23 protein-coding genes are annotated in these 26,170 nt (G+C 66.7%); 19 read left to right on the plus strand and 4 right to left on the minus strand.

The features are described from left to right. Window positions 1-39: 39 nt before the first annotated feature. The gene (locus QFZ46_RS17345) at window positions 40-1,308 is read left to right on the plus strand and encodes an alpha-L-fucosidase (protein WP_373457655.1); all 1,269 of its coding nucleotides are present in this window, start codon (window positions 40-42) and stop codon (window positions 1,306-1,308) included. A gap of 18 nt (window positions 1,309-1,326) precedes the next feature. Here the strand turns inward: QFZ46_RS17345 and QFZ46_RS17350 are convergent, their stop codons facing one another. After that, window positions 1,327-2,490: an ROK family transcriptional regulator gene (locus QFZ46_RS17350; RefSeq protein ID WP_307363444.1), complete on the minus strand. Its 1,164-nt coding sequence runs from the start codon at window positions 2,488-2,490 to the stop codon at window positions 1,327-1,329. Between the two features lie 195 nt (window positions 2,491-2,685). Between QFZ46_RS17350 and QFZ46_RS17355 the strand changes: the two genes are divergently transcribed. From QFZ46_RS17355 to QFZ46_RS17385, 7 genes are read left to right on the plus strand one after another with little or no spacing between them, the layout of a single operon-like run. Continuing rightward, on the plus strand, window positions 2,686-3,945 hold the full coding sequence (locus QFZ46_RS17355; protein WP_307363445.1) for an ABC transporter substrate-binding protein: 1,260 nt from the start codon (window positions 2,686-2,688) through the stop codon (window positions 3,943-3,945). 47 nt (window positions 3,946-3,992) lie between these two features. Beyond that, window positions 3,993-4,898 carry a carbohydrate ABC transporter permease gene (locus QFZ46_RS17360; protein WP_307363446.1) on the plus strand — a complete coding sequence of 302 codons (906 nt, stop codon included), beginning with the start codon at window positions 3,993-3,995 and terminating at the stop codon, window positions 4,896-4,898. Further along, entirely contained in the window at window positions 4,888-5,802 is a 915-nt protein-coding gene (locus QFZ46_RS17365) for a carbohydrate ABC transporter permease (RefSeq protein ID WP_307363447.1), read from the plus strand. Before QFZ46_RS17360 ends, QFZ46_RS17365 begins: the two co-directional genes overlap by 11 nt. 31 nt (window positions 5,803-5,833) lie before the next feature. Then, the gene (locus QFZ46_RS17370; RefSeq protein WP_307363448.1) at window positions 5,834-6,811 is read left to right on the plus strand and encodes an ROK family protein; all 978 of its coding nucleotides are present in this window, start codon (window positions 5,834-5,836) and stop codon (window positions 6,809-6,811) included. A gap of 29 nt (window positions 6,812-6,840) precedes the next feature. Further along, window positions 6,841-8,370, plus strand: a complete 1,530-nt coding sequence (locus QFZ46_RS17375) for a M81 family metallopeptidase (RefSeq protein WP_307364660.1) — start codon at window positions 6,841-6,843, stop codon at window positions 8,368-8,370. A 5-nt stretch (window positions 8,371-8,375) separates the two neighbouring features. Next, the gene (locus QFZ46_RS17380; RefSeq protein WP_307363449.1) at window positions 8,376-9,728 is read left to right on the plus strand and encodes an alpha-L-fucosidase; all 1,353 of its coding nucleotides are present in this window, start codon (window positions 8,376-8,378) and stop codon (window positions 9,726-9,728) included. Then, entirely contained in the window at window positions 9,725-10,444 is a 720-nt protein-coding gene (locus QFZ46_RS17385) for a copper homeostasis protein CutC (protein ID WP_307363450.1), read from the plus strand. Before QFZ46_RS17380 ends, QFZ46_RS17385 begins: the two co-directional genes overlap by 4 nt. On the opposite strand, the gene QFZ46_RS17390 is transcribed toward QFZ46_RS17385, so the two are convergent. Then, a complete protein-coding gene (locus QFZ46_RS17390; protein WP_307363452.1) occupies window positions 10,431-13,280 on the minus strand; it encodes an FAD-binding and (Fe-S)-binding domain-containing protein in 2,850 nt (949 codons plus the stop codon). The genes QFZ46_RS17385 and QFZ46_RS17390 overlap by 14 nt on opposite strands. Before the next feature lie 63 nt (window positions 13,281-13,343). Between QFZ46_RS17390 and QFZ46_RS17395 the strand changes: the two genes are divergently transcribed. Further along, the gene (locus tag QFZ46_RS17395; protein WP_307363454.1) at window positions 13,344-13,997 is read left to right on the plus strand and encodes a GntR family transcriptional regulator; all 654 of its coding nucleotides are present in this window, start codon (window positions 13,344-13,346) and stop codon (window positions 13,995-13,997) included. A 2-nt stretch (window positions 13,998-13,999) separates the two neighbouring features. On the opposite strand, the gene QFZ46_RS17400 is transcribed toward QFZ46_RS17395, so the two are convergent. Beyond that, window positions 14,000-14,944, minus strand: coding sequence for a hypothetical protein (locus tag QFZ46_RS17400; protein WP_307363457.1), 945 nt, complete (start codon window positions 14,942-14,944; stop codon window positions 14,000-14,002). A 70-nt stretch (window positions 14,945-15,014) separates the two neighbouring features. Between QFZ46_RS17400 and QFZ46_RS17405 the strand changes: the two genes are divergently transcribed. The 3 genes from QFZ46_RS17405 (at window position 15,015) to serA (ending at window position 17,574) form a co-directional block, all read left to right on the plus strand. Further along, window positions 15,015-15,497, plus strand: coding sequence for a hypothetical protein (locus QFZ46_RS17405; protein WP_307363459.1), 483 nt, complete (start codon window positions 15,015-15,017; stop codon window positions 15,495-15,497). Further along, the gene (locus QFZ46_RS17410) at window positions 15,494-15,829 is read left to right on the plus strand and encodes a hypothetical protein (RefSeq protein WP_307363461.1); all 336 of its coding nucleotides are present in this window, start codon (window positions 15,494-15,496) and stop codon (window positions 15,827-15,829) included. Before QFZ46_RS17405 ends, QFZ46_RS17410 begins: the two co-directional genes overlap by 4 nt. Window positions 15,830-15,969: 140 nt before the next feature. Further along, complete coding sequence (gene serA, locus QFZ46_RS17415; protein WP_307363463.1) at window positions 15,970-17,574, plus strand: phosphoglycerate dehydrogenase; 1,605 nt, start codon at window positions 15,970-15,972, stop codon at window positions 17,572-17,574. 78 nt (window positions 17,575-17,652) lie between these two features. Here serA and QFZ46_RS17420 read toward each other — a convergent pair whose 3' ends face one another. Beyond that, window positions 17,653-18,195, minus strand: coding sequence for a TetR/AcrR family transcriptional regulator (locus QFZ46_RS17420; RefSeq protein ID WP_307363465.1), 543 nt, complete (start codon window positions 18,193-18,195; stop codon window positions 17,653-17,655). 48 nt (window positions 18,196-18,243) lie between these two features. Between QFZ46_RS17420 and QFZ46_RS17425 the strand changes: the two genes are divergently transcribed. The 7 genes from QFZ46_RS17425 to QFZ46_RS17455 all read left to right on the plus strand — a co-directional run bounded on the left by QFZ46_RS17425 (window position 18,244) and on the right by QFZ46_RS17455 (window position 26,154). Continuing rightward, window positions 18,244-19,776 carry an MFS transporter gene (locus QFZ46_RS17425; RefSeq protein WP_307363467.1) on the plus strand — a complete coding sequence of 511 codons (1,533 nt, stop codon included), beginning with the start codon at window positions 18,244-18,246 and terminating at the stop codon, window positions 19,774-19,776. Window positions 19,777-19,844: 68 nt separating this feature from the next. After that, window positions 19,845-20,894, plus strand: coding sequence for a 3-isopropylmalate dehydrogenase (locus QFZ46_RS17430; RefSeq protein ID WP_307363468.1), 1,050 nt, complete (start codon window positions 19,845-19,847; stop codon window positions 20,892-20,894). A gap of 45 nt (window positions 20,895-20,939) precedes the next feature. Beyond that, the gene (locus tag QFZ46_RS17435) at window positions 20,940-22,034 is read left to right on the plus strand and encodes a branched-chain amino acid aminotransferase (protein ID WP_307363470.1); all 1,095 of its coding nucleotides are present in this window, start codon (window positions 20,940-20,942) and stop codon (window positions 22,032-22,034) included. Window positions 22,035-22,236: 202 nt separating this feature from the next. After that, window positions 22,237-23,217, plus strand: a complete 981-nt coding sequence (locus QFZ46_RS17440) for a hypothetical protein (RefSeq protein ID WP_307363472.1) — start codon at window positions 22,237-22,239, stop codon at window positions 23,215-23,217. A 140-nt stretch (window positions 23,218-23,357) separates the two neighbouring features. After that, complete coding sequence (locus QFZ46_RS17445) at window positions 23,358-24,134, plus strand: fumarylacetoacetate hydrolase family protein (RefSeq protein WP_307363474.1); 777 nt, start codon at window positions 23,358-23,360, stop codon at window positions 24,132-24,134. Next, entirely contained in the window at window positions 24,131-25,387 is a 1,257-nt protein-coding gene (locus QFZ46_RS17450) for an MFS transporter (RefSeq protein ID WP_307363476.1), read from the plus strand. Before QFZ46_RS17445 ends, QFZ46_RS17450 begins: the two co-directional genes overlap by 4 nt. After that, entirely contained in the window at window positions 25,384-26,154 is a 771-nt protein-coding gene (locus tag QFZ46_RS17455) for a class I SAM-dependent methyltransferase (RefSeq protein ID WP_307363478.1), read from the plus strand. Before QFZ46_RS17450 ends, QFZ46_RS17455 begins: the two co-directional genes overlap by 4 nt. Window positions 26,155-26,170: the final 16 nt, after the last annotated feature.

Consider the following 26,170-nt stretch of genomic DNA (forward strand, 5'->3'; position numbering starts at 1 on the left):
GATGTCTGTGCCAGGATGGAGGCGATCCAACGAGAGGCGATGATGAAGCAGCAGTGGTTCGACGAGGCACGGTTCGGGATGTTCGTGCACTTCGGTCTGTACAGCGCGGCGGCTCGGCACGAGTGGGTGCAGAACTACGAGCGGCTCACCGACGAGGAGTACCGCCCTTATTTCGATCACTTCGAACCTGATCGCTTCGATGCCAAGGCGCTCGCACGTCGCGCGAAGGACACCGGGATGGGATACATCGTCCTCACGACGAAACATCACGACGGATTCGCCCTGTGGGACTCGGAGCTCACCGACTTCACGTCGGTCACCGCATCCGGGCGCGACCTCGTGCGCGAGTATGTCGATGCTCTGCGTGAAGAAGGCCTCAAGGTAGGGCTCTATCATTCCGTGATCGACTGGCATCATCCTGATTTCACGGTGGACTGGAACCACCCCCGCCGCGATGACGAGAATGCCCACGAGCTCAATGTCGGGCGGGACATGGCGCGCTATCGCGCCCACCTGCACGGACAGGTCCGTGAGCTCCTGACCGGTTACGGCGAGATCGACTACCTGTTCTTCGATTTCACCTATCCGGAGTCGAAAGACGGGTGGGACGGTAAAGGCCCCGAGGCCTGGGATGCGCAGGCACTGCTGGCCCTGTGCCGCGAGCTGCAGCCGGACATGCTGGTCAACGATCGCCTCGGCATCCCCGCCGACTTCGTCACACCGGAGCAGTACCAGCCGACGGCCCCGATCGTCAAAGACGGTGTGCCGCTCACCTGGGAGGCGTGCCAGACGCTCAACGGCTCATGGGGCTATCACCGTGACAACACCGATCAGAAGTCGGCGACGCTGCTGGCGCAGATGCTCGCCGACTCGGTGTCGATGGATGGCAACATGCTGCTCAACGTCGGCCCAGACGGGCGCGGTGCCATCGCACCGCGTGACGCGCAGGTGCTCGAAGAGCTCGGGGGCTGGATGCGGCTGCACCGCGGAGCGATCGTCGGTGCGGGGCACGCGCCGTTCGCTCCGCCACGCGAAGGCGTGTACACGATGCGGGGCGATCGTCTCTACCTGCACCTGTTCTCCTGGCCGATGGGCTTCGTGCATCTGCCTCAGCTCGCGGGCAGAGTCGCATATGCGCGACTTCTCAACGACGGCTCGTGGCTCAAGACATCCGTCACCGACCCCCACCAGCAGGCGGACCTGATGACACCCGCGGGGGAGGCCGAGGGCACGCTTACCGTGCATCTCCCTGTGCGGCGCCCCGATGTGCTCATCCCGGTCGTGGAGCTCACGCTCGTCAAGGCCTGACTGCTGAGGCGTGATGTCTCAGGACGCGGGCCCCGGCAGCTCAAGCCCTTCCAGCGCCTGGCGGGCGGCACCGTGCAGGATCGCGTCGGCACCCGTCATCGCCGCTTCGATCCGAAGGTTCTGCGTCGCCAGGGGGTGGCACGCCTCATACACCCGACTGCGCACGGCAGCCAGAAACGGCTCTGACGCACTCATGCTGCCGGTCAGGAACACGGCGTGCGGATTGAAGAAGTTCACCACTCCGGACAGTGCTTGACCGAGGTGAGTACCTGCGGTTCGCACCAGCGTCGTCGCGGCAGGGTCGGCGTCGCGGGCGAGTGCCAGCACGTCGCCGACGACCTGCACGTCCCCTCGGCCGAGCTCGTGCATCTGCCGCACGAGACTGGCGCCGCTCGCGACGGTCTCGAGGCACCCGGTGTTCCCGCACGAGCACGGGATGTCGCCGCTGCCGTCGATCCGGGTGTGGGTGATGTCTCCGGCTGCGGATGACGCGCCACGATGGACATGGCCGTCGACGATGATGCCGCTGCCGATAGCGGTGCCGGCCTTCACAGTGATGCTGTGCTTCGACAGGCCGAACTGTGCGCGATGTTCGCCGAGCGCGGCGAGATTCGCATCATTGTCGACCGTGATGGTGGCGACGTCGAAGCGGGATCGGAGGTGGTCCCCGACGCGGAATCCGGGCCAGCCAGGCATCCTCGACGGTTGATCGACCGCTCCGGTCTCGACGTTCACCGGACCGGGAAGGCTGACGCCGATGGCGCGGATGGGTGCGGCGTCGTCGCGGGTGAGGTCATCGAACACGGTGGAGATGGCCGCGAGCGTCGGAACGGGGCCGGCTGACAGATCGACCTCGGCGCTGCGCACTTCGAGCAGAGCGCCGCTGAGATCGTGCTTGCCGATGCGCGCGTGACGACCGCCGAGGTCGACCGTCAATACCGAACCGCCATCCGATGCCGGTCGCAGAACACGCGGTCGCCGACCGCCGCGCGATGTGCCGACGCCGTCTTCCTGCAGCAGCCCTGAGTCGAGGAGCGACTGCACGCGCAGGCCGACCGTCGACGCGGCGATGCCCAACTGGGATGCCAGTTCGCTGCGGGACTGCGCGTGCCCGCGCGTGACGAGGTCGAGGATCTGTCGGGTGTGAGCATCGTCGGGTGTGCGGGGCTGGTGCTGCGTCACGGGGTCTCCGGTCGTCGGGGCGCGCATTGAATTCCGAGTGAAGTTTCACCCATGTTACGAAGTATCACCGATCCATAAACATCCGATGTCCAGCTTGCGGCGGACGCTGGATCGTGACACGGTGACTTTATACGAAATCCTACTAGGTTGCTTCGATGATCGAAAGAACCTATCTGAGTCCCAAGGAGACATTCAATGAAGAAGATGCGCGTTGGCGCCGTGGCTGCGGTCGCGGGTTTCGCCGTTGCGATGACGGGATGTGCCGGCACCGATGGTGGAGCAGGCGGTGGAGAAGGTGACGCGATCGTCGTCGACATGTGGTCCGGCAGCGAATCGGACACCGAGGCGCTCGAGGCGCAGATCGCTTTCGCCCAGGAGCAGAACCCCGACGTCGAGATCAAGCTGCAGACGGCACCGTGGAGCGACTTCTTCACGAAGCTCACCACGAACATGGCTTCAGGCAACATGGCCTGCGTGACCGGGATGAGCGGCGCGCAGCTCGGCGGCTACACCGCAGGATTCCGCGAGCTCTCCGACGAGGACTTGGAGACAGCGGGACTCGACAAGGCCGACTTCACCGCCGGCTCGGACGGCATCCTCAGCTTCGGCGGCAAGCTCTACGGCATGCCGTTCGACGTCTCCGCGATGCTCGTCTTCTACAACCAGGACATGTTGGACGCCGCCGGTGCCGCGACTCCTGAGATCGGCTGGACCGTCGAGGACTTCGAGAAGATCGCTGCCGACGCGACCGTCGACGGCAAGTACGGGTTCGCCATGGGGATGGGCGGTTACCAGTGGATGTCGATGCCGATGACCTATTCCGGTGCGCAGCCGGCCACTGAGAAGGGCGAGCTCGAGATCGACTCGTCCGACTTCGTCGAGGCGGCGGACTGGTACGCCGGCCTCGTCAACGACCAGAAGGTCGCGGCTCCTGTCGCATCGGCGTCCGACACCGGATGGGGCGAGGGCCAGTACTCCGGCGGAAACGCGGCGATGGCGGTCGACGGCACCTGGAACGCGGTCACCTATCTGAACAACGACGCCGGCTTCACCGCCGGTATGGTGCCGCTGCCCGCAGGCGCGAACGGCAGCAGCAGCCCGGTGCTCGGTTCGGGATTCGGAATCTCGAAGGACTGCGAGAACCCGGAGGCCGCGCTGAAGGTCATGGGCTCATTGCTCGGCACCGATGCGCAGGACTACATCGCATCGTCCGGCCGGTCGTACCCGGCGCGCATCTCCTCGCAGCCGCTGTACTTCGAGTCGATCGATGAGCAGTATCGCGATCAGGTGCAGGCCGTCTTCGAGGACGCGTTCTCGAACACCGTGCCGCTGTACATGACCGACAACTGGGCGAAGCTCGACAGTTACATCCAGCCGAACCTCGTCAGCGTCTACAACGGCGACCTCGAGATGGAGCAGCTCCTGGGCGACGCGCAGTCCCAGTTCGGCAAGTGAGTCCGTTCATCGGACTCTGACCACGCAGTGAGCATGAAAGAAGAACGATGACGAGCACGACACGACGTCGGAGTTCGCTCGCGAAGGTGGAGTCTCGCCAGGCGCTGGGGTTCGCAACCCCGGCCCTGGTGGGACTCGCCCTGTTCACGATCGTCCCGGTGGGACTCTCGATCGTGATGAGCGTCTTCAACTGGCCGGCATTCGGCGACCGCACATTCAACGGAGTGGACAACTACGTCAAGCTGTTCACCGACAGCCCCGACTTCTGGCCGGCGTTGCGCAACTCCGCGGTGTACACCCTGCTGTACGTCCCGCTGAGCATCGTGCTCTCGCTCGCCCTCGCGATCGGACTCGGCCCTCGCATCCGGGGCCGCGGTGCGCTGCGCGTGCTGTTCTTCATCCCCGTCGTGACCCCGATGGTCGCCAACGTGCTGGTCTGGAAGATGATCCTGCAGCCGCAGGGACTCGTTAACGGTCTCTCGACCAGCTGGTTCGGGATCACGCTGCCGAACTTCCTCGCCGATCCCTCGTGGGCGATGATCATGGTCGTCGCGATGAGCGTGTGGCAGGGCCTCGGCTACAACATGCTGATCTTCTCGGCAGCCCTCGAGCAACTGCCGGACAGCGTGCTCGAGGCCGCCAGCATCGACGGAGCCCACGGCTTCCGCCGTGTCTGGAGCGTCATCATCCCGATGATCTCGCCGGCGATCTTCTTCGCCACGATCATGACGATGATCACGTCCCTGCAGGTCTTCGTGCAACCCCAGATGCTGACCGGCGGAGGGCCGGGCAACGCGACGAAGCCGCTCGTGATGTACATCTGGGAGCAGGGGTTCACCTTCGGCGATCTCGGTCTCGCCGCCGCCGCCGCATGGGTCCTGTTCGCGATCATCATCGCGATCACCGGCCTCCAGTTCGCCGCACAGAAGAAGTGGGTGCACTATGAGCACTGAGACGCTGATCCGCCCTCTCGACACGAAGGGCACCCCCGTCGCCGGCGCGCCGCGCACGCGCGGAGTCGAGACGACGACCGGTGCGAAGGTGCGTCTGGTCATCGCGCACATCTGCATCTACATCGTCGCGCTCATCTTCATGGCGCCCCTCATCTACGCGTTCTTCTCGGCTCTCAAACCGAACTCCGAGATGTTCTCCATGCCTCCGACGCTGATCGGCTCGGAGATCAAGTGGAGCAACTTCGTCGACGTCTTCACGTACGGCCCATTCGCCACGTACATCGCGAACTCGTTCATCGTCGCGATCCTCGGCACGCTCGTCACGATCATCGTCTCGACGACCGCCGGCTATGCGTTCGGACGCCTGCGGTGGAAGGGACGCGACACTGTCTTCGTGCTCTTCCTCGCCACGCTGATGGTCCCCGCCGAGGTCCTGGTCATCCCGATGTTCCAGGTCATGCAGTGGTTCGACTGGGTGGACACCTATCAGGCACTGGTGCTGCCGTTCGCGTTCGGAGCGTTCGGCACGTTCCTGATGCGTCAGTTCTTCCGCGGCATCCCGTACGAGTTGGAGGAGGCGGCCCGAATCGACGGCGCCGGCCCGATCCGCACCTTCCTCAAGATCATCCTTCCGCTGTCGAAGTCCGCGGTCGCCGTGCTCACCGTCTTCACATTCCTGTCCTTCTGGAACAGCTACCTGTGGCCTCTCATCGTGACTGTCGACTATGACGCGCTCGGCACACTGCCGGTGGGCCTCGCAAGTTTCGCCGGTCTCACCGGAACGCGCTGGGACCTGCAGATGGCGGCCGCGATCATCTCGATGATCCCGACCACGGTCCTCGTGATCGTGCTGCAGAAGCACTTGGTCAAGGGCATCGCCATGGCCGGCCTCGGGGGGCGCTGAGAAGGTCATGGCCCAGGTACAGGGGAGAACCATGCCCGAAATCGCTCATCACATGCCAGCTGCCGTCGTCGGCATCGACATCGGAGGCACGAAGATCGCAGCGCTTCTGGTCGACGGGCAGGGCGAGATCCTCGCCAGAGGCGTCGTCGATGCGCCGGCTCGGGAGGGCGGCCGCGCCATGGCTGACGCTGCGGCGGCGCTCGCACGCGAGCTGGCGGCGGATGCCGGGCGCACACTGTCAGCAGTCGGCGTCGGTGCGGCAGGAGTCGTCGACCACGAGACCGGGATCATCCGCGCCGCGTCCGAGACCTTCGCCGATTGGGCGGGGTTTCCGCTCGGAGACGAGCTCTCGGCCAGGCTGGGCGCTCCGGTACGCGTCGAGAACGACGTCAACGCCTTCCTGCTCGGCGAACTCGATCACGACGACTCCGGCGATGACGTCCTCGGCGTGATGCTCGGCACCGGCGTCGGCGGAGCCGTCGTGCTCGACGGCCAGCTTCGGCACGGCCCGCACGGTGCGGCGGGTGAGATCGGGCACACTCCGGGGTACAGCGACATCCGCTGCACGTGCGGGCAGATCGGCCACCTCGAGACGCTCGCATCAGGCACGTCGATAGGGCTGCGGTACGCGGAGCGTTCCGGCGAGACCGGACTCACCGCACGGGAGGTCGCCGATCGTGCCAGAGCCGGTGATGCGGTCGCCGCGGATGTGTTCGCCGCTGCCGGACGCGCCGTCGCTCTCGCCTGTGCGAGCGCTGCTGGCATCCTGGATCTCGACCGCGCCGTCATCGGCGGCGGCGTGGTGAACGCCTGGGATCTGCTGCTGCCTGCGATCGAGGCGGCGCTCGTCACGGATTCTCCGGTGTCCGGCGTGCGACTCGAGATCATGCCCGCGACGCGGGGATCGGACGCCGTGGCGCTGGGCGCTGCCGCTGCCGCCCGTCGCGCATTCTCCGGTCTCGGAGCCGGTGCACATGACCCCAGCGAACTCGAAGGAGCGACCCTGTGAATGCACTACCAGAAGCCAGCGAGATCTGGATGGGACCTCTGGCACCGCTCGCCCCTGGAGGGCTCTCCAGGCCGCGGATCGGCATCGGCGGCATCTCGATCGAATCCAGCACCTTCTCCCCGCATGTCTCGGGGGACGAGGCGTTCACCATCCGCACCGGCGCCGATCTGCGTGCCTACTATCCGTTCCTCGACGCGGGGCGCGAGCTCGCCGACGCTGCGGATTGGGTGCCGCTCGTGCACGGTCGCTCGTTGCCCGGTGGCGCGGTCGACCCCGCCACATACCGGCGGATGAAGGATGCCATCATCGACGGCATCCGCGAACAGGGACCGTTCGACGGCTTCTTCTTCGACATCCACGGCGCTATGAGCGTGTTCGGAATGGTGGACGCCGAAGGCGACCTCTCGCGGGCGGTCCGAGAGGCGCTGGGGCCTGACACCCTGATCTCGACTTCGATGGACCTGCATGGCAACGTCTCGGAGACGCTGCGCGATCACGTCGATCTGCTCACCTGCTATCGGATGGCACCGCACGAGGACTGGCTCAACACCAAGGAGCGTGCCGTCCACAATCTGCTGGAGCGCCTGCGAGGCGTGCACGGTGGCGATCCGCTGCATCGTCGCCCGCTGAAGGCGTGGGTGCCGGTTCCAGTGCTCCTGCCCGGTGAGAAGACCAGTACGCGGCTGGAGCCGGCGCGCGGCATCTACGCGCAGCTGCCCGAGATCGAGAAGCTGGACGGCGTCGTGGATGCGTCGGTGTGGATCGGCTATGCCTGGGCGGATGAGCCGCGATGCCAGGCATACGTCGTCGTCACCGGCGATGATCGGGAGGTCATCACCCGTGAATCCGAGCGTGTGGCGCGGATGTTCTGGGATGCGCGAGAGGACTTCGTGTTCGTCGCCGAGACCGCGACGCTGGACGGCGCGCTGGCCAAGGCTCTCGCTGTCGACGCTGCGCGTCCGTATGTGATCTCGGACTCCGGCGACAACCCGACAGCCGGTGGAGCGGGTGATGTGACCTGGACGCTCGGAGAACTGCTCGAGCGGAGCGACCTCACCGATGGCACGCGCACGACGCTCGTCGCGTCCATCTTCGATCGTGGGGCCGTCGCGGTTGCTGTCGAGGCCGGTGTCGGTGCATCGATCACGCTCACCGCGGGCGCTCGCGTGGACGACGGCCCGCGCGGACCCGTGCAGATCACCGGGGAGGTGTTCTCGATCACGCCGGGAGATCCCGATGCCGGCACACAGGTCGTCATCGCCGTCGGTGGTCTTCACGCGATCATCACGGAACGACGCAAGCCCTTCCACCACCTCGACGACTTCCGAATGCTCGGGCTCGATCCCGAGCACGCCGACATCGTGGTAGTCAAGATCGGCTACCTCGAGCCGGAGCTCTACGACCTCGCGGCGGATTGGACGCTGGCGCTCACGCCCGGCGGTGTCGACCAGGACCTGCTGCGTCTCGGGCACCACCATCTCGCCGCCGGCGTATACCCGTTCGACACCGCCGGAGCCCCGGCACTCACTGCGGTCGTCGGCCGTCGTGGAGAGGACTGAGACACATGCTGAACTTCGAGAAGCGCACCGGACCCGACTTCGGCTCCGCAGCGCCGACGTACCCGACCAACGCCGTGCCCGAGTGGTTCCGAGATGCGAAGCTCGGCTTCTTCGTGCACTGGGGTCTCTACTCCGTGCCCGCCTGGGCCGTGGCCCACCCCGAGGGCGGTGTCCCCACCGAGGACTCCTACGCGTGGCACCAGTACGCGGAGTGGTATGGCAACACCGTACGGATCGCCGGCAGTCCGACGTGGAATCGTCACCAGGAGCTCTACGGCCCCGGCCGCTCGTACGAGGATCTTGCCGATCTCTGGGACGCGTCGGCCTTCGATGCCGACGCGTTCGTCGGTGAGTTGGTCGGAGCGGGGGCGAGGTACATCATCCCCACGACCAAGCACCACGAGGGGTTCTGCCTCTGGGACACCCGGACCACAGCGTTCAATGCGGTGAGGCGCGGCCCTCGACGCGACCTCATCTCGGAGTTCCACGACGCCACCAGACGCGCCGGCGCCCGATTCGGCGTGTACTACTCCGGTGCGCTGGACTGGCACGTCAGCGACTTCCCTGCGATCGAGTCCGACACGGACCTGTTCCGATTCCGGCGCAACGACGACGCGTTCGCCCGGTACTCGGCGGCGCAGCTGGAGGAGCTCATCCAGCGCTTCTCGCCCGACGTGCTCTGGAACGACATCGAGTGGCCGGACGGCGGCAAGGGGCAGGAGGATCACGCTGTCGCAGCGCTGTTGTCGCGATACTTCGACGGGCACCCCGACGGCGTCGTCAACGACCGCTGGGGTGTGCCGTATCACGGCTATCTCACCCGTGAGTACACGAACGTGGATGAGATCCTGCCTGAGCCGTGGGAGTCGACCAGGGGACTGGGCTACTCGTTCGGGTTCAATCAGGCCGAGGATGACAGCCACACCCTTTCCGGCCCCGATCTCATCCGGATGCTGGTCGATGTCGTCTCGAAGAATGGAAACCTGCTGATCAACGTCGGCCCCGCGGCCGACGGCTCGATCCCTGAACTGCAGCGTGCCACGATGCGCGAACTCGGCGCGTGGCTGAGCGTCAATGGCGAAGCCGTCTACGGCACCCGTCCGTGGATCCGATTCGGAGAGGAGGTCGGTGCTCCCCGTCGCTACACGCAGTCGGATGCGGGTGTGCATGTGCACGCGCTCGATCCGAGCATCGGCGAGCTGGAACTGCCTGCTGAACTGGCCAGCTCTCACGGCGCGCGCTGGGCTGATGGTTCTGCGGTCGAGATGACCGCTCGTCAGGACAGCACCGCGATCGTGGTGATTCCCGAAGCGCTTCGCGGACAGCCTGTGGCGGTGTTCACGGTCCCGGTCCGATGATCGCCGTCGAGATCGCCGTTCAGGATGCTGCCGGCGCACGCACGGCCTTCGAACACGGTGCCGATCGCGTTGAGCTGTGTCAGGCGCTGGCCGAGACCGGCGGATTGACCCCGTCCGCCGGCACGATCGACGCCGTATGCGAGGCGGCGGGCGGCGGGCGTGTCGCCGTACTGGTGCGCCCTCGTCCGGGTGGATTCGTGTACGACGCGGAGGAGATCGCTCTCGTCGCCGCTGACCTCCGCGATTGCGTGCGTCGTGGTGCAGGCGGAGTGGTCGTCGGGGCGCTCCGCCCGGACGGCGGGATCGATCGCGATGCGATGCGCCGGTGGAAGGAAGCGGCCGGCGACGCGGAGTTCGTGTTCCACCGCGCGATCGACGCGCTGGCCGATCCCGCGTCGGTCATCGACGAACTTGCCGAACTCGGTACGGATCGCGTGCTCACCTCAGGAGGGGCCGCGCGCAGCATCGACGGCATCGAAGTGCTCGCCGCGCTTGCACGTCAGGCCGCAGGGCGATTGCAGATCATGTCAGGCGGCGGGGTGCGCGTGGAAGACATCCCTGACCTTGTCAGTGCCGGCATCGACGCCGTGCATCTGTCCGCGAGGGTCCGCTCGGCCGACGAAGCGCCGAGCGGACCAGGCGGCGGTGTCATGGGGTTCGACGTCACCGAACCCGCGATCGTCGCCGCCGCAGTGCGTGCTGTCAGGGGCGTGTGAGCTCTTCCAGCACTTCGATCACGTGGCGGTACGGCTTGCCGGTGGCACGGGTCATCCCGATCTCGCACGTGCGGTTCGCCGAGACGAACGCATCGAAGCCGTCGCGTTCCGCATCCGCTACTGACACCTCGGCGGACTCGACGGCCGTCGCGCTCTCGGTGAGTTCGGGGTGCAGCATCCCGCGGTCGCCGGCGAATGCGCAGCAACCCCAGCCATCCGGAATGTAGACCTCGTGGGCGACAGCGCCGGCGAGGGCGGTGAGCGCGCCCGTCGCACCGAGCGCAGTCGTCGAGCACGTCGGATGCACGGCGATCGACTCCAGCTTCTGCGCGACTGCGAGCTTGGGGAGCACCTCGCGGGCGACATAAGTCGTGGCGTCTTCGATGCGCAGACCGGCGTATTCCGGGTATTCGGCCAGCGATTTCGCCAGCATGACGTGCAGGCCCTCGGTGCAGGATGCCGCATCGCACACGACGGGCAGTTCGCCGTGGCGACTGGCCTCCCAGAGCGAGGCGAGCACACGACTCGTCATCCGGTCATAACCAGACAGATGCCCCTTCGACTTCCACGGCGTTCCGCAGCACAGCCCGCCGGCATCATCGGGAATCACCACGGGGATGCCGGCACGCTCGAGCAGAGCGCTGAGGGCGTCGCGTGAGCCGCTGCCATCTTCCTCCGGGCCGAATATCGTGCCGATGCACGCGCCGAAGAACACGGCCTGCGCATCGGCAGGAGCATTCGGCCTCGGCGGCGCCGAACCACCACGGGGGAGACCCGCGTCGTAGAGCGGCATCGTCTCAGCGCCGAGCACGGCGCGGCCGAGCTGCGTGACGCCCTTCACCAGTGGTGCAGGCAGGGCATCGGCGACGGTCAGCGCCACTGCGCCGATCCTGGTCACAGCTCCCCATCCCTTCGCCGCGACATCCCAGACACCGTCCTCGATCTTCGAAGCCTCTTCGGCACGCAGCCGTCGCACCAGATCGCCGGTGTTGATGTCGACGGGGCAGGCGACACCGCACATGCCGTCGACGGCGCAGGTCTGCACGCCCTCGTAGTCGTAGTCGGAGCGCAGTTCTTTCAGCAGCTCCACGTCGCCCTGCTCCTCGGCCCAGGCCATATCGCGCCGCAGCACGATGCGCTGTCGCGGAGTCAGGGTGATGCTCTTGCTCGGGCACGACGGCTCGCAGTATCCGCATTCGACGCAGCGGTCGACCTCGCTCTCGACGGTCGGTACGCGCTTGAGATCGTGCAGATACGATTCGGCATCGTCGGAGAGCACGACGCCGGGATTCAGAATGCCGTCCGGATCGATCAGACGCTTGATGTCCCACATGATGTCCGTGAGGAAGTCGCCGTACTGACGACGCACGAACGGCGCCATGATGCGCCCGGTGCCGTGCTCGGCTTTCAGCGATCCGCCCTGGCCCAGCACGAGGTCGACGAGGTCAGCTGTGAAGCGCTGGTATCGGGCGACGCTCGCGGCATCGTCGAAACGCTCGTTGAGCAGGAAGTGGACATTGCCGTCCTTGGCATGGCCGAAGATCACCGAGCCTTCGTACTCGTGCTTCGTGAACAACACGATCAGCTGCTCGCACGTCGTGAGCAGTCGATCGACGGGAACGACGATGTCCTCCAGCAGTGCTGTGGTCCCGGAGGGACGCGCGCCGGCCACGGCCGTGTAGAGGCCCTTGCGCACCGTCCAGAGAGACGCCCGCTCGGCAGCATCCGTCGTGAGCGTCGGCAGGACGGCCAGGGGGAGCGCGGCGAACTCCTGCAGTGCCGCGTCGCTCGCCTCGGCGAGGTCGTCGACGCTTGATGCATGCACTTCCACGAGCAGGGCGGCATGGTCGTGCACATCGATCCCTGCGATCGCTGCGGGAACATCGCTGAGTCCCTGCGCGACGCGGAGGGAGGCGGCATCCATCAGTTCGATGGTCGCGAGGCCCTGCCCGGCGAAATGCGGCTCGGCGAGAGCCGGCAGAGCGGCCATGGCGTCGGCGAGCGTCTCGAACACAAGCAACCCGGTCGCGACCTGAGGGCGGATCTCGATCGTCCTGAACCGGGCCTCGGCGACGAAGGCCAGCGTGCCCTCTGAGCCGATCACGAGATGTTCGAGGATCCGTACTGGATCGTCGAAATCGAGGAGTGCGTTGAGCCCGTACCCCATGGTGTTCTTCATCGAGAACTGCTGCCTGACGAACGCGACATCGGCTGCGGAGCCGAGCATGCGCTCGCGGAGGGCGATCAGTCCGTCGGCGATCTCCGGTTCCGCGGCACGCAGCCGGTCGAGTGCGTCCGGTGCGCCGGTGTCGAGGATCGTGCCGCTCGGCAGCACGAGCAGCAGGGATTCGATGGTCTGATACGAGTTCTCCGTCACCCCGCACGCCATGCCGCTGGAGTTGTTCGCGATCACGCCTCCGATCGTGCAGGCGATCTCGCTTGCGGGGTCGGGGCCGAGCTTGCGGCGGTGCCTGGCGAGTCTGGTGTTGACCTGGCGCACGGTCGCACCAGGGCCGACGCGCGCGATCCGGCCGTCGTCCTCGAGGCGGATGTCTCGGAAGTTGCTGCGGGTGTCGACGAGGATGTCGCCTGAGACAGCCTGCCCCGAAAGGCTCGTGCCGCCGGACCGGAAGGTGAGTGTGCGTCCGGCTGCGCGTACAGCGGCGAACGCGTCGGCGACGCCGGCGGCGTCCGCAGGCGTCAGCACGGCATCCGGGATGAGCAGATAGTGCGATGCGTCGTGTGCGCGCGCGAAGCGATCGATCGATCGTGAAGTGAGCACGGTCTGAGTGCCCAGCAGCGTGGTGTCCAGCGGATCCGCGAGTGTCGTGGACACGGAGCTCCCTCGAATTGTCAGACAAGAATACTGAGAAGTCTAGTCTCGTTTAGGCTGGACGCCATGACCCCAGATCGCTCACTCGGTGTCGTCGGGATCGTGGATGCCGTCACACGTCAATTGCGCGCCGGTATTCTCACTGGCGAGATTCCGGCGGATGCGCCGCTCACCGAGGCGAAGGTCTCGGAGTCGTTCGGCGTGGCCAGGCCGAGCGCGAAAGCGGCGATCGAACAGCTCGTCGCCTCCGGTCTGCTCGTACGGACCGCGCACCGCAGCGCCCGTGTCGTCGCGATCGAACCGGTGATGGTCCATGACGTCTACCGCACCCGCACCAGGCTGGAGAGTGCGGCGCTGCGAGAACTGGCGGCGACGAGGACAGTGCCCGCCGCAGCAGCAGACGCCAATTCTCAGCTGCTGCGGATGCCGGCGGGGCCGAGCACTGAAACCGTCGACCCCGACCTCCGATTCCACACCGCGCTGATCGACGGCATCGGCAGCGAGCGCACGTCGCGCATGTACCGCAGCGTGCTCGACGAAGTGCGCCTGTGCATGGCCCAGGTGCAGGGCAGGCGGCTTCTCGACGCCGCGCTCATCGCGGCGCAGCACGGCGAGATCCTGGATGCGGTCGCAGCCGGCGACGGCGATCGTGCGGCCGCGCTGCTTGCCGCTCACCTCCGCTCGGCCGAAGACCGTCTTGTGGAGGCGCTGGGGGAGTAGGGCTATTCGGAGTCGGACTCCGTGGCGGCATCCTCCACCTGGATCGGAGCATCGGCCGGGTCTGCCCACACCGGTGCGGGCAGAAGCGTGTCGGTGGCGCCGCCCTGGATCGCGCGCAGAGCGTCGGCGATCTCATCGGCGTTCTCCGGCACGGCCAGACCGCAGGTGTTCAACTCCGAGGCGAACTTGAGGGTGAGACGGGTCTTGCCTGCCTCGACTGCCTCGGCCGTCGTGCCGGTGCGCTTCTCGCTGCCGGTCTGGATGTCGGGCACCTCGTCGCACACGTGGTAGACGGCTCCTCCGTCGACCCACACCACCTCGTCCTGGCCGAGAAGCTGGATGACCGTCGACTGGTCCGCGGTGTACTGCTCGACCGACGGCGGGTTGTAGTCGATACCGAGTGCGACGGCGACGACTGCCAGGACGACGCCGATGATCCCGGCCGTGGTCTTCTGGCCCTTGTCCATGTCCTTGTTAAGGAAGATGAGGATGATCAGGGGCAGGAACGCGACGACGGCGATGATGGCGCCGAGCTGATTCTGCACGAAGAAGCGCACGGTGTCCGACTTCTTCGCCGGGTCGAGGCGATTCGCCTTCTTCCACAGGAAGGAGCCGGTGATCGCCAGCGCCGCGATGACGACCAGCGTCACGATGAGCGTGATGAACGCCCATTGGGGGAACTGCGCTGTGACGTTCTGCTCCTCCAGAAGGCCGGTGTCGGGGTTGCGGACGAGCCCGCCGTCTTCGCCGACGAACTCGCGCTGGCGAAGAAGCCAGAAGATCGCGACAGCCTCCGCGGCGATGGCCACGAACCAGAGCACGGCAGCGATCCACCGGAGCGTCGTCGCCTTCTTCTTCGAACCGGCCGTCGGCTTCCAACCCGGTGCGGCTGTGTCGTCGGCGTCCGTCGTCGGTGATGCGACGGCCTTCTCGTTGCGCTCAGCCACGGTGAGTTCCCCTCTGTCTGTGAACGCCCTGAGCATATCGGGCGGGGCGGGGCCTCGCTACGCTGGGGACATGACATCGGATGCTGACGACGCCCTCACCTGGGAGGGCGATGACGATCGGCCGACACAGAAACCTGCACCAGAGGCGGAGCAGAAGCCGTCGCTGCCGCGGGGGTGGAATGCCGTCGGCAAGCGCAGCGAGACAGTCGGCCGTATCCAAGAGGACGGTACGGTCAGTGATCCTGCCGAGCGGGCGCCGCTCAGCACGCCGATGCTTCTGCTCGTCGGGATCGTCGGTGGCATCTATCTGCTCTACACGGTCGGGTGGATCATCGGCGGGCTGACCCTGCAGAGCAGCGCCATGTTCCTCATCCCCGACGTCATGTATCAGGTCGCGCTGTGGGCGGCCGTGCTCGCGCCGGCGCTGTGGTTCGGCGCGGTGTGGGTGTTGACCAGGCGATCGGCATCCTGGGTGCGCGTGGTCGGATTTCTCGGTGGTGTGCTGCTGCTCGTGCCGTGGCCGTTCGTGATGACCGGGGCGGTGGGAGCATGACCGAGGAAGTCGTTCCTGCAAAGCAGTCGCTCGGTATCTGGAAGAGCGTCATCGTCGGTCTTGCCGGATTGTTCTACGCATACGCAGTCTGGAATGCCGTCTCGTACTTGATCACCGTCGCACCCGCGGGGATCAACGCGTACGGGTGGTTCGTGCTGATCTTCTCCGTGCTGTTCCCGATCCTCGTCTTCGTCGTCGCATATGCCCTTGGTCGGCGCCGCAGCGCAGGCGAACTGACGATCGCGATTGTCGCCGGCCTGGCGCTCGTCGCGGTGTTCTGGATGAACGTCGCGGCGCTCAGCATGCTGACCACATCGTTCCTCTCCCGTTGACGAGGGTGGCGTCGCGTCCCGACGTCACACGGCACGGAGCGGTATGCCCGCTCCGGTAGGGTGGAGACGATCGCGCCCCGACGGTGTGCGGCGCATCGATCCCATCCGCGCGTTGCCACGCTCACCCCGAAGGATCCGCTGTGCCGAAGCCCGTCGTGCTCATTGCCGAAGTTCTCTCGCCCGCCACGATCGAGGCCCTCGGGCCCGACTTCGACGTCCGTCAGGTGGACGGTACGGACCGCGAGGCACTCTTCTCCTCGCTCGCAGAGGCAGACGCAGTGCTCGTCCGCTCGGCAACGAAGATCGACGCAGAGGCTTTGAGCCACGCACCGAAGCTGAAGGTCATCGCGCGCGCCGGCGTCGGCCTCGACAACGTCGACATCCAGGCATCCACCAAGGCCGGTGTGATGGTCGTGAACGCACCGACCTCGAACATCATCTCGGCCGCCGAGCTCACTTGCGGTCACATCCTCAGCCTCGCTCGCCACGTGCCGGCGGCGCACGCCTCGCTGGCTGCCGGCCAGTGGAAGCGCAGCGCCTACACCGGCACCGAGCTGTTCGAGAAGACGCTCGGCATCGTCGGACTCGGCCGAATCGGCGCGCTGGTGGCCGCCCGTATGCAGGGCTTCGGCATGAAGATCGTCGCTTTCGATCCCTACATCACCAGTGCACGCGCACAGCAGCTCGGCGTCGAACTGCGTACTCTCGATGAGCTCGTCGCCGAGGTGGACTTCCTCACCATCCACATGCCCAAGACGCCGGAGACGACGGGCATGATCGGCGCCGATCAGTTCAAGGCCATGAAGAAGTCGGCGTACGTCGTCAACGTCGCGCGCGGCGGCCTGATCGACGAATCCGCGCTGCGCGAGGCGCTGGTAGCCGGCGAGATCGCCGGAGCCGGTCTCGACGTCTTCACCTCCGAGCCGCCGGTCGAGGGCGGTTCGGCGCGCGAGCTGCTCGAGCTGCCCAACGTCGTCGTCACCCCGCATCTGGGGGCCTCGACCGAGGAAGCCCAGGAGAAGGCAGGCGTGTCGGTCGCTCGCTCGGTCAAGCTCGCGCTCGAGGGCGATCTGGTTCCGGATGCGGTGAACGTCGCCGGCGGTGTGATCGATCCGTTCGTCCGCCCCGGCATCGCGCTGGTCGAGAAGCTGGGTCAGATCTTCAGTGGGCTGACGACTTCGGCGCTCACGAGCCTCGACATCGAGGTCCGAGGAGAACTCGCCGAGTACGACGTCAGCGTGTACCGGCTGGCGGCGCTCAAGGGAGTGCTCTCCAACGTGGTCAGCGAGAACGTCTCGTACGTGAACGCACCGCTTTTCGCCGAGCAGCGCGGCATCGACGCGCGCCTGATCGTCGAGAAGGAGAGCCCCGAGTATCGCAACCTGACGACTCTTCGCGGCGCCCTCGCCGACGGCACTGTGCTCACGGTCGCGGGCACGCTCGCAGGCACTCGCATGGTGCAGAAGATAGTCGGGATCAACGGGCACGACATCGAAGTTCCGATCGAGACCCATCACATCGTGATGCAGTACACCGACCGCCCCGGCATCGTCGCGATCTACGGCCAGAAGTTCGGTGCGGCGGGCATCAACATCGCCGGCATGCAGGTCGCGCGGCGCGAAGCCGGTGGCCAGGCGCTCACGGTGCTCACGGTCGACTCCCGCGTGCCGGAGGAGCTCCTGGCGGAGGTCGGCGAAGCCATCGATGCCAAGGTGATCCGCTCGATCGAGATCACCGAGGTCTGATCGGCTGAGGCGGGTGCCTGGATGATCAGGCTCCTTCTCCAGTCTTGCGTCTCTCGATGAGCGCCTAGATCCCGGCGACTAGGAAGTCGCTCGAACTACGAGCTCGACGAGTGCGCGCAGCTCGTGACCCCGTGGGACGAGTCGATCGGGCCCGTTCACATCCAGCGAGTTGTTGAAATACAACCCGTCGCCGACGAGCAGCACGAGATCCAGCGATGCCTGATCGCGAACCCGCGGCCGGATCGCGTCAGCCCAGCTGCTGCGTGTCTCGCGCAGCGCGTCGCCGGCTGCGCTCGAGCCGCCCTGCGCGAGTCGTGAGACCGCGATGAGTGCGCGGTCGAGCGGTGCGTTCTCCATGACGGAGGTGCGCACGTAATACGCCACTGGTCCGTCCGGTGCGCGGCTCATATCTGCGAGGTCCTCTTCGACGAGGACCTTCAGTCGCCTGATCATCCCGGCCGCGAGGTCGTCCTTCGAAGCGAAATGGTAGAGCAGGCCGCCCTTCGACACGTCGGCCGCCTTCGCTGTGGCATCCAGGGTCGCGGTGCGCTCACCAGCGGAGATGAGGATCTCCTCGAAGGCGTCGAGCACGCGTTCGCGAGCGAGGGGAGGTCTGGACATATCTGTTACTATACCATCTGGTCGGTTTACTATCGAAAGAGGAATGCGATGGCCCAGATCGGGGTCGAGACGAGCGGGATCAACGCACCACGGGCGGGAGCGCGGGCGTGGTTGGCGCTCGTCGTGCTCATGCTCCCCGTGCTGCTGGTGTCGGTCGATAACACTGTGCTGAGCTTCGCGCTCCCCGAGATCGCGATCGCGCTGGCGCCGTCCGGTGCCGAGCAGCTGTGGATCATCGACGCGTACCCGCTCGTGCTGGCCGGCCTCCTCGTCACCATGGGGACTCTGGGCGACAGGTTCGGCCGACGGCGGATGCTGCTGATCGGATCCACCGGGTTCGCCGCGGTCTCCGTGCTCGCCGCGTTCGCGCCCACTGCAGCTCTTCTGATCGCCGCACGTGCACTGCTCGGGTTCTTCGGCGCGATGCTGATGCCCTCGACCCTGTCGTTGCTGCGGTCGATCTTCCAGAACCGTGACCAGCGGCGGATGGCGATCGCCGTCTGGGCGTCGGCCTTCTCCGCCGGTTCGGCGCTCGGCCCGATAGTCGGCGGGTTCCTGCTCGAGCACTTCGCATGGGGTTCTGTGTTCCTCATCGCCGTGCCGGTGCTGATCCCACTGCTGGTCGGGGCACCGCTGCTGGTTCCGGAGAGCCGCGATCCCGCCCCGGGCAGGATCGATCCGATCAGCATCGCGCTGTCGATGGCGACGATGATCCCCGTGGTCTACGCCATCAAGGCCGTGGCCGTCGACGGCATCACGGTGGCCGCCGTGCTCTGGGCGCTGCTGGGCGTCGCAATGGGCTGGCTGTTCGTGCGCCGTCAATTGCGCGCGAAGACGCCGATGCTCGACATGGCGCTGTTCCGTCGAGGGTCGTTCTCCGGCGCGATCCTGGTGAACCTGCTCAGCGTGGTCGCGCTCGTCGGGTTCCTGTACTTCGTGCCGCAGCATCTGCAGTTGATTCTGGGTCTGTCACCGATGATGGCCGGTATCGCCCTTGTACCGGGAATGCTCGCTGTGATCGTCGCGGGACTGAGCGTCGTCCCGGTCTCGCGCCGGGTTCCGCCGCACATCCTGGTTCCTTCGGCCCTCGCCTTCTCGGTCGTCGGATACCTGCTCGTCGCATTCACGACTGCGGGGCACGGCGCGCTCCCGCTGATCCTCGCCTTCGTCGTGCTCGGGATCGGCATCGGCGCCGCCGAGACCATCTCGAACGAGCTGATCCTCTCCAGCGCACCCGCGGCGAAGGCGGGCGCCGCGAGCGCCGTCTCCGAGACCGCGTACGAACTGGGCGCTGTGCTGGGCACCGCGGTGCTCGGCGGCATCATCACTGCGTTCTACCGCTCGGCTCTCGTAGTTCCGGAGGGTGTTCCGTCCGGTGTCGCCGAGGCCGCGCGTGAGACCCTCGCCGGAGCGTACACGGCGGCCCAGGATCTGCCGGATCCGCTGGGATCGGCACTGTGGGAGGCCGCGGCATCCGCCTTCGATTCCGGTGTGCTGGTGACATCCCTCATCGGCGCCGTCCTCGTCGTGGGGGCTGGGACGATCGCGGCCGTCACACTGCGCACGAGCCGCTCACGCTGACCAGTACGCTGGAGGACACGCGCCCTGGCGAAGTCGCGCCACGGGCGATCCCGGTGCAAGGAGTGTCAATGTCGCGTGTCGTGAAGCTGGCCGTCATCCCCGGTGACGGCATCGGTCCCGAGGTCGTCGCGGAGGCGGAGAAGATGCTCGAGGCGGTCACCGCCGACAGTGACGTCACCTTCGAGAAGACGCACTTCGCCCTGGGAGCTGCACGATATCTCGAAACCGGCGACACCCTGACCGACGACGATCTCGCAGCGATCAGCGCGAACGATGCGATCATCCTCGGCGCGGTGGGTGGCACACCAGGCGAACCGCGTCTGAAGGATGCGAACATCGAGCGGGGACTGCTGCTGAAGCTGCGCTTCACTCTCGATCACTACGTGAACCTGCGGCCGTCCAAGCTCTACGCAGGCGCACCCGGCCCGCTCGCCGAACCCGGCGAGATCGACTTCGTCGTCGTCCGTGAGGGCACGGAGGGGCCGTACGTCGGCAACGGCGGCGCCATCCGCACCGGTACGCCTCACGAGATCGCCAACGAGACGAGCGTGAACACCGCGTTCGGCGTCGAGCGGGTCGTGCGCTACGCGTTCGACCTCGCCGAGCGTCGCCGGCAGAAGCTGACCCTGGTGCACAAGACCAACGTGCTGGTGCATTCCGGCGGCATGTGGCAGCGCATCGTCAACGAGGTGGCGCAGGAGCACCCGGACGTGGCCGTAGACTATCTCCACGTCGATGCGGCAACGATCTTCCTGGTCACGAACCCTTCGCGCTTCGACGTGATCGTCACCGACAACCTCTTCGGCGACATCCTCACGGATCTGGCAGGCGCCGTCACCGGTGGCATCGGCCTCGCCGCTTCGGGCAACATCAACCCCGACGGCACGTTCCCCTCGATGTTCGAGCCTGTTCATGGTTCAGCGCCCGACATCGCAGGCCAGCAGAAAGCCGACCCCACGGCGGCGATTCTGTCCGTCGCCCTCCTGCTCGATCACCTCGGGCTCCGCGAGGAATCCCTCCGCGTCACCCGCGCGGTAGAAGCGGACATCGCCGAACGTGACGGTTCTCGAACCACCAGCCAGACGGGCGACGCCATCATCGCGCGGCTCCAGGCGTAGTCTGGGACCACGCGAGCGCCGCCCGCATCGAACGCAGGATGTGACATGACAACGACCGAGACCGAACTCGCTCCTCTCGAGTTCTCCGTGACCAAGAACCTCGCTGCGCGCTCTGCAGCACAGCGCGACGAGGCCCTCGCGAACCCCGGCTTCGGCACGGTGTTCACCGACCACATGGTCGACATCTGCTGGTCTGCTCGCGGTGGATGGCACCGACCGCGCGTGCAGCCGTACGGCCCGATCTCTCTCGACCCGGCGGCCGCCGTGCTGCACTACGGCCAGGAGATCTTCGAGGGCATCAAGGCCTACCGCCACGCCGACGGCTCGATCCACACTTTCCGGCCGGACCAGAATGCGGCGCGTCTGCAGCGCAGCGCGCGGCGAATGGCACTGCCTGAACTTCCCGCCGACTACTTCATCCAGTCGCTTCGTGAGCTCATCGCAGTCGACGGAGCATGGGTTCCGTCTGGTGAGGACCAGAGCCTCTACCTGCGCCCGTTCATGTTCGCGAAAGAGGCGTTCCTCGGCGTGCGTCCGGCCCAGAAGGTCGCGTACTACGTGATCGCGAGCCCCGCGGGGTCGTACTTCAAGGGCGGCGTGAAGCCAGTGCGCATCTGGCTCTCCGAGACGCATGCGCGCGCGGGCCGCGGTGGTACCGGAGCCGCGAAGACCGGAGGCAACTACGCGTCCAGCCTGCTGCCGCAGGCCGAGGCCTACGAGAAGGGCTGCGACCAGGTCGTGTTCCTCGACCAGGACGGCAATGTCGAAGAGCTCGGCGGAATGAACGTCGTGTTCGTCTTCAAGGACGGACGCATCGTCACTCCGGAGTCGGACAGCATCCTCGAGGGCATCACCCGCAACTCGCTGCTGCAGCTCGCCGAGGATCGCGGTCACACGGTCGAGCGTCGTGCCGTGTCGCTGCAGGAGTGGCGTGACGGCGTCGCCTCGGGAGACATCGTCGAGGTGTTCGCCTGCGGCACGGCCGCGGTCGTGACACCCATCGGTGCGCTGGTCACGGCGAACTTCGAAGACGTTCAGCCCACGGGCGACCTGGCACTGTCGCTGCGCGAGGAGCTCACCGACATCCAGTACGGACGTCGCGAGGACAAGCACGACTGGCTCCTGCGTCTCGACGCCTGAACACCGTTCCTGCCCGATTCCGCCGAGACCCCAGTTTCGTACCGAGACCCCGCCGCATTCACGCGAACACGGCGGGGTCTCGGCAGTAATCGGGGGTTTCAGCGTCGGTCGGAGGGCTGCGACTCGTCCTGCACAAGCACGCGGGGCGCACGTGAGCTGAGGATCGAAGGCACAGGACGGCGGCAGCGGGCATGATCGCTGGATGCCGAGACGGATCAACTTCGAACAGGCCGACGCGATGCTCAGGTCGCGCGACTCCCTCGTCGCCACGGGGATCACCGACAGGCAGCTGCGCGCCCTCGTCGCCTCGGAAACCCTCATCCGCGTGCACCGAGGGTTCTACGTCGACGGCGACTCGTGGCGTGAACTGTGGGCGGAGGGGCGGCATCTGCTGCGGGTCATCTCCCACGCCCGATCCAGTCCGGGAGAGTCTCCGGCGTTCATGCAGATGTCTGCGGGCGTGCTCTGGGGCCTGCCGCTGTACCGCGTGCCCGACGGGGTCGTTCACGCCCTCATCCAGGGGACCCGTCATACGCGCACGGTCGCCGGCATCGCGCGCCATGACATCGACGTCGCCGAGAACGACATCGTGGAGCGGCACGGTCTGCGCTGCACGTCGCTGGCGAGAACGGTCTTCGACATGGTCCGGACCGTGTCCCCGGAAGCGGCGATCTCCGCAGCGGACGCGGCGCTCAGAATGATCGCTGTGTCCGGTCAGGCTCAGGATGCCGTGGTTGCGGAGCAGTGGCGGGACGACGTGCTGCGATTGGCGGCTCCTGGCCTGCGCAGCGTTCGCAAGGTGCGCTGGGCGGTGGGCTTCGCAGACGGTCGAGCGCAGCTTCCCGGCGAGAGCGTGAGCCGGCTGCAATTGTCGCGGCTGGGGTTCAGCGACATCGACCTGCAGGTGCACGTGGTCGGGGCGGAGGGCGACAACTACTTCATGGATTTCGGATTCCCCCGGTCGCGGATGTTCGGGGAGTTCGACGGCGAGGGCAAGTATCTTGAACCGGAGCTGCGCGCGACGCCGACGCCGGCCGATGCCGTACTGGCGGAGAAGCGTCGCGAGGACGATGTGCGCGGCGTCACGGGGTGGGGAGTTCGTCGCTGGGGCGGCATTCACATCAGGAGTGCCGACGCACTCGGCGCACGGCTGACCGCATTCGGCATCCACCCACCCGGATGATTCTTCGCCGAGACCCCGTCTTGTTGCCGAGACCCCAGGGCCCCGACGCGAACAGCCAGGGGTCTCGACACGAAGCCGGGGTCTCGGCGCATTCAGTCGCGAGCAGTGAGCGTGAGCGACGGGGTCGCTAGGCTGGAGCGGTGAAGATCGCTCGGTTCAGCCACAATGACGCCATCCGCTACGGCATCGTCGACGAGCAGGAGCTCGTCGTCCTCGCCGGTGACCCGATGTTCGCGGGTTACGACACGACCGGTGAGCGGGTGCCACTCTCGGATGCCGCGTTGCTCGCGCCGGTGATCCCGCGGTCGAAGGTGGTCTGCGTGGGCAAGAACTATCACGATCACGCCGCCGAGATGGGGGGAGTGGCGCCGGAAGAGCCGCTGCTGTTCCTGAAGCCGAACACCTCGGTGATCGGCCCCGGCGACACGATCGTGCGTCCGGCGATCTCCGAGCGCACAGAGCATGAGGGCGAGCTCGCCGTGGTCATCGGCCGCATCGCGAAGAACGTCAAGGCCGAGAATGCTCTCGACTACGTGTTCGGATACACGGTCGGCAACGACGTCACAGCGCGCGACCTTCAGAAGAGGGACGGCCAGTGGACGCGCGGCAAGGGCTTCGACACGTTCTGTCCGCTGGGGCCGGTCATCGAGACCGATTTCGACGCGAAGGATGCCACGATCGAAACCCGTGTGAACGGTGAGGTGCGCCAGCATGCACCGCTGAGCGACATGATCCACTCGGTCCCGGCGATCATCGAGTACGCATCCGCCGTCTTCACGTTGCTGCCCGGCGATGTCATCCTCACCGGAACTCCCGCCGGTGTGGGACCCTTCGCCGCAGGTGACACGGTCGAGGTCGAGGTCACAGGGCTGGGCATTCTGCGCAACTCCGTGCGCGACGCACTCCCTGTGGCATGACGACTCTCACGGGCGTCGATCAGGCGGCCGTGCAGCGGCGCACGGTTCTCGTGCTGTCGCTCGGCCAGGTACTCGGCGGTATCGCCTTCGGCGCCACTGTGTCGCTCGGCGCCCTGTTGGCGGCTGATCTGTCGGGCGATGATGCACTGTCGGGGTTGGCCACCGCGTCGGTGACGCTCGGCGCAGCACTGTGCGCCATTCCGCTCGCGCGGCTCGCGAGCCGAGTCGGACGCCGACGCGCGTTGACCCTCGGCAACCTGTTCGCGCTCGTCGGTATCGGTGTCGTCATCCTGGCTGCCGCCCTGCGCGTCTTCCCCCTGCTGCTGGTCGGGATCCTTATGATCGGCGCGGGCAATGCGGGCAATCTGCAGTCCCGGTTCGCTGCGACCGACCTCGCTGCGCCGAAGCACCGAGGCCGCGACCTTTCGGTGGTGGTCTGGGCGACGACGATCGGCGGCGTCGCGGGTCCGTTGCTGCTGGGGCCGGGGGAGATCGTCGGTCAGGCGATCGGCATGCCGGCGCAGACCGGTTCTTACCTGTTCTCATTGATCGCGCAGACGGCGGCGTTCATCCTCTACGTCGTCGCGTTGCGTCCGGATCCGCTGCTCACCGCGCAGCGGCTCGCGAAGGATGCCGCGGCGTCGCTGTCCGCGCCGTTGGTCGTGCCGGATCGCCCGACGGTCGCCCGCTACGCGATCTTCGCGATCGCGGGTTCGCATGTCGTCATGGCGTCGGTGATGGCGATGACGCCCGTGCATCTGTCGCACATGGCGCACGGGATGCACGCGGGGCACGCGTCGAGCGCCGACGTCTCGCTTCTCGTCGGCTTCACGATCGCTCTGCATGTCGCGGGGATGTACGGTCTGTCGCCGATATTCGGCATCCTCGCCGACAGGTGGGGACGACTGCGCGTCGTGCTGCTCGGCCAGGTGCTTTTCGCCGGAGCTCTCGCCTTCGCCGTCTTCGTGAACGACCAGGCATGGGGCGTGATGGTCGCGTTGATCCTGCTCGGCCTCGGCTGGAGCGCCGCCACTGTCGCAGGTGCCGCCCTGCTCACCGAGGCGAGTGCGCCGGAATTGCGAACGCGACGCCAGGGACGCAGCGACTCGCTGATGAGCCTGTCCGCTGCGGCCGGTGCCGTGCTGGCGGGCGTCGTGCTCTCGAACTTCCAGTACTCGGGGCTGGGGATCGCGGCATCCGTCCTCGTCGTCGTCATCGTGGTGCTCTCGCCCCTCGGGCGGACTCGGACGTGAAATCGTGGGAAGGTGTCGGCGAGGCGTATGCCGCGTCGTACGCGTCGCTCTGTGCCGGAACGCATGACGATCTCGTCCGCCGACTCGGACCTGCTCATGGTCGTCGGCTGCTGGATGTCGGATCTGGCACCGGCGCGCTTGCCGCGCAGCTGGCGGATGTCGGGTGGTCTGTGACCGGTTGCGAACCGGAGCCGACGATGCGTGCCGTGGCCGCACGAGAGCATCCGCTGCTGGCAGTCATCGACGGAGCGCTGCCTGTGCTGCCGTTCGCCGGGGCTCAATTCGACGCTGTGACTGCGAACTTCGTCCTCAACCATGTGCCGGATCCGCGAGCTGCGGCACGCGAGATCACTCGCGTAGTGCAGCCGAGCGGCGTGATGATCGCGACGATATGGGTCGTCTCGCCTTCCTGGTTCTGGCAGGGCGTCGCGGAGCGTGCTGGACTCGCCGCGCCGGCCGGCACCGGACTGCCGCCGGATAAGGACTTCGAGCGCACCTCGGCTGGTTTCGGGCGGATGCTGTCAGAAGGCGGGTGGCACGCGGTCGATGTCTCCGAACTCGGCTGGACCTGGTGGGCCACCGCCGACGAGCTCTGGCGATCCGCTGAGGGCGGGGTGGCTTCGGCGGGTGCGTTGTATCTGTCACTCGATGCGAGTGAGCGCGCGAGGTATGCGCGTGCGTTCGACCGGCTGTGCGAAGAGCACTCTCTCGACGGCAGAGTGGCGCTCGATCACCGGGCGGCAGTGGCAGTCGGCACCGCTCGCTGAGCAGGCGGGCGCGCGT

This window comes from Microbacterium murale (assembly GCF_030815955.1).
GTDB classification, from domain to species: Bacteria; Actinomycetota; Actinomycetes; order Actinomycetales; family Microbacteriaceae; genus Microbacterium; species Microbacterium murale_A.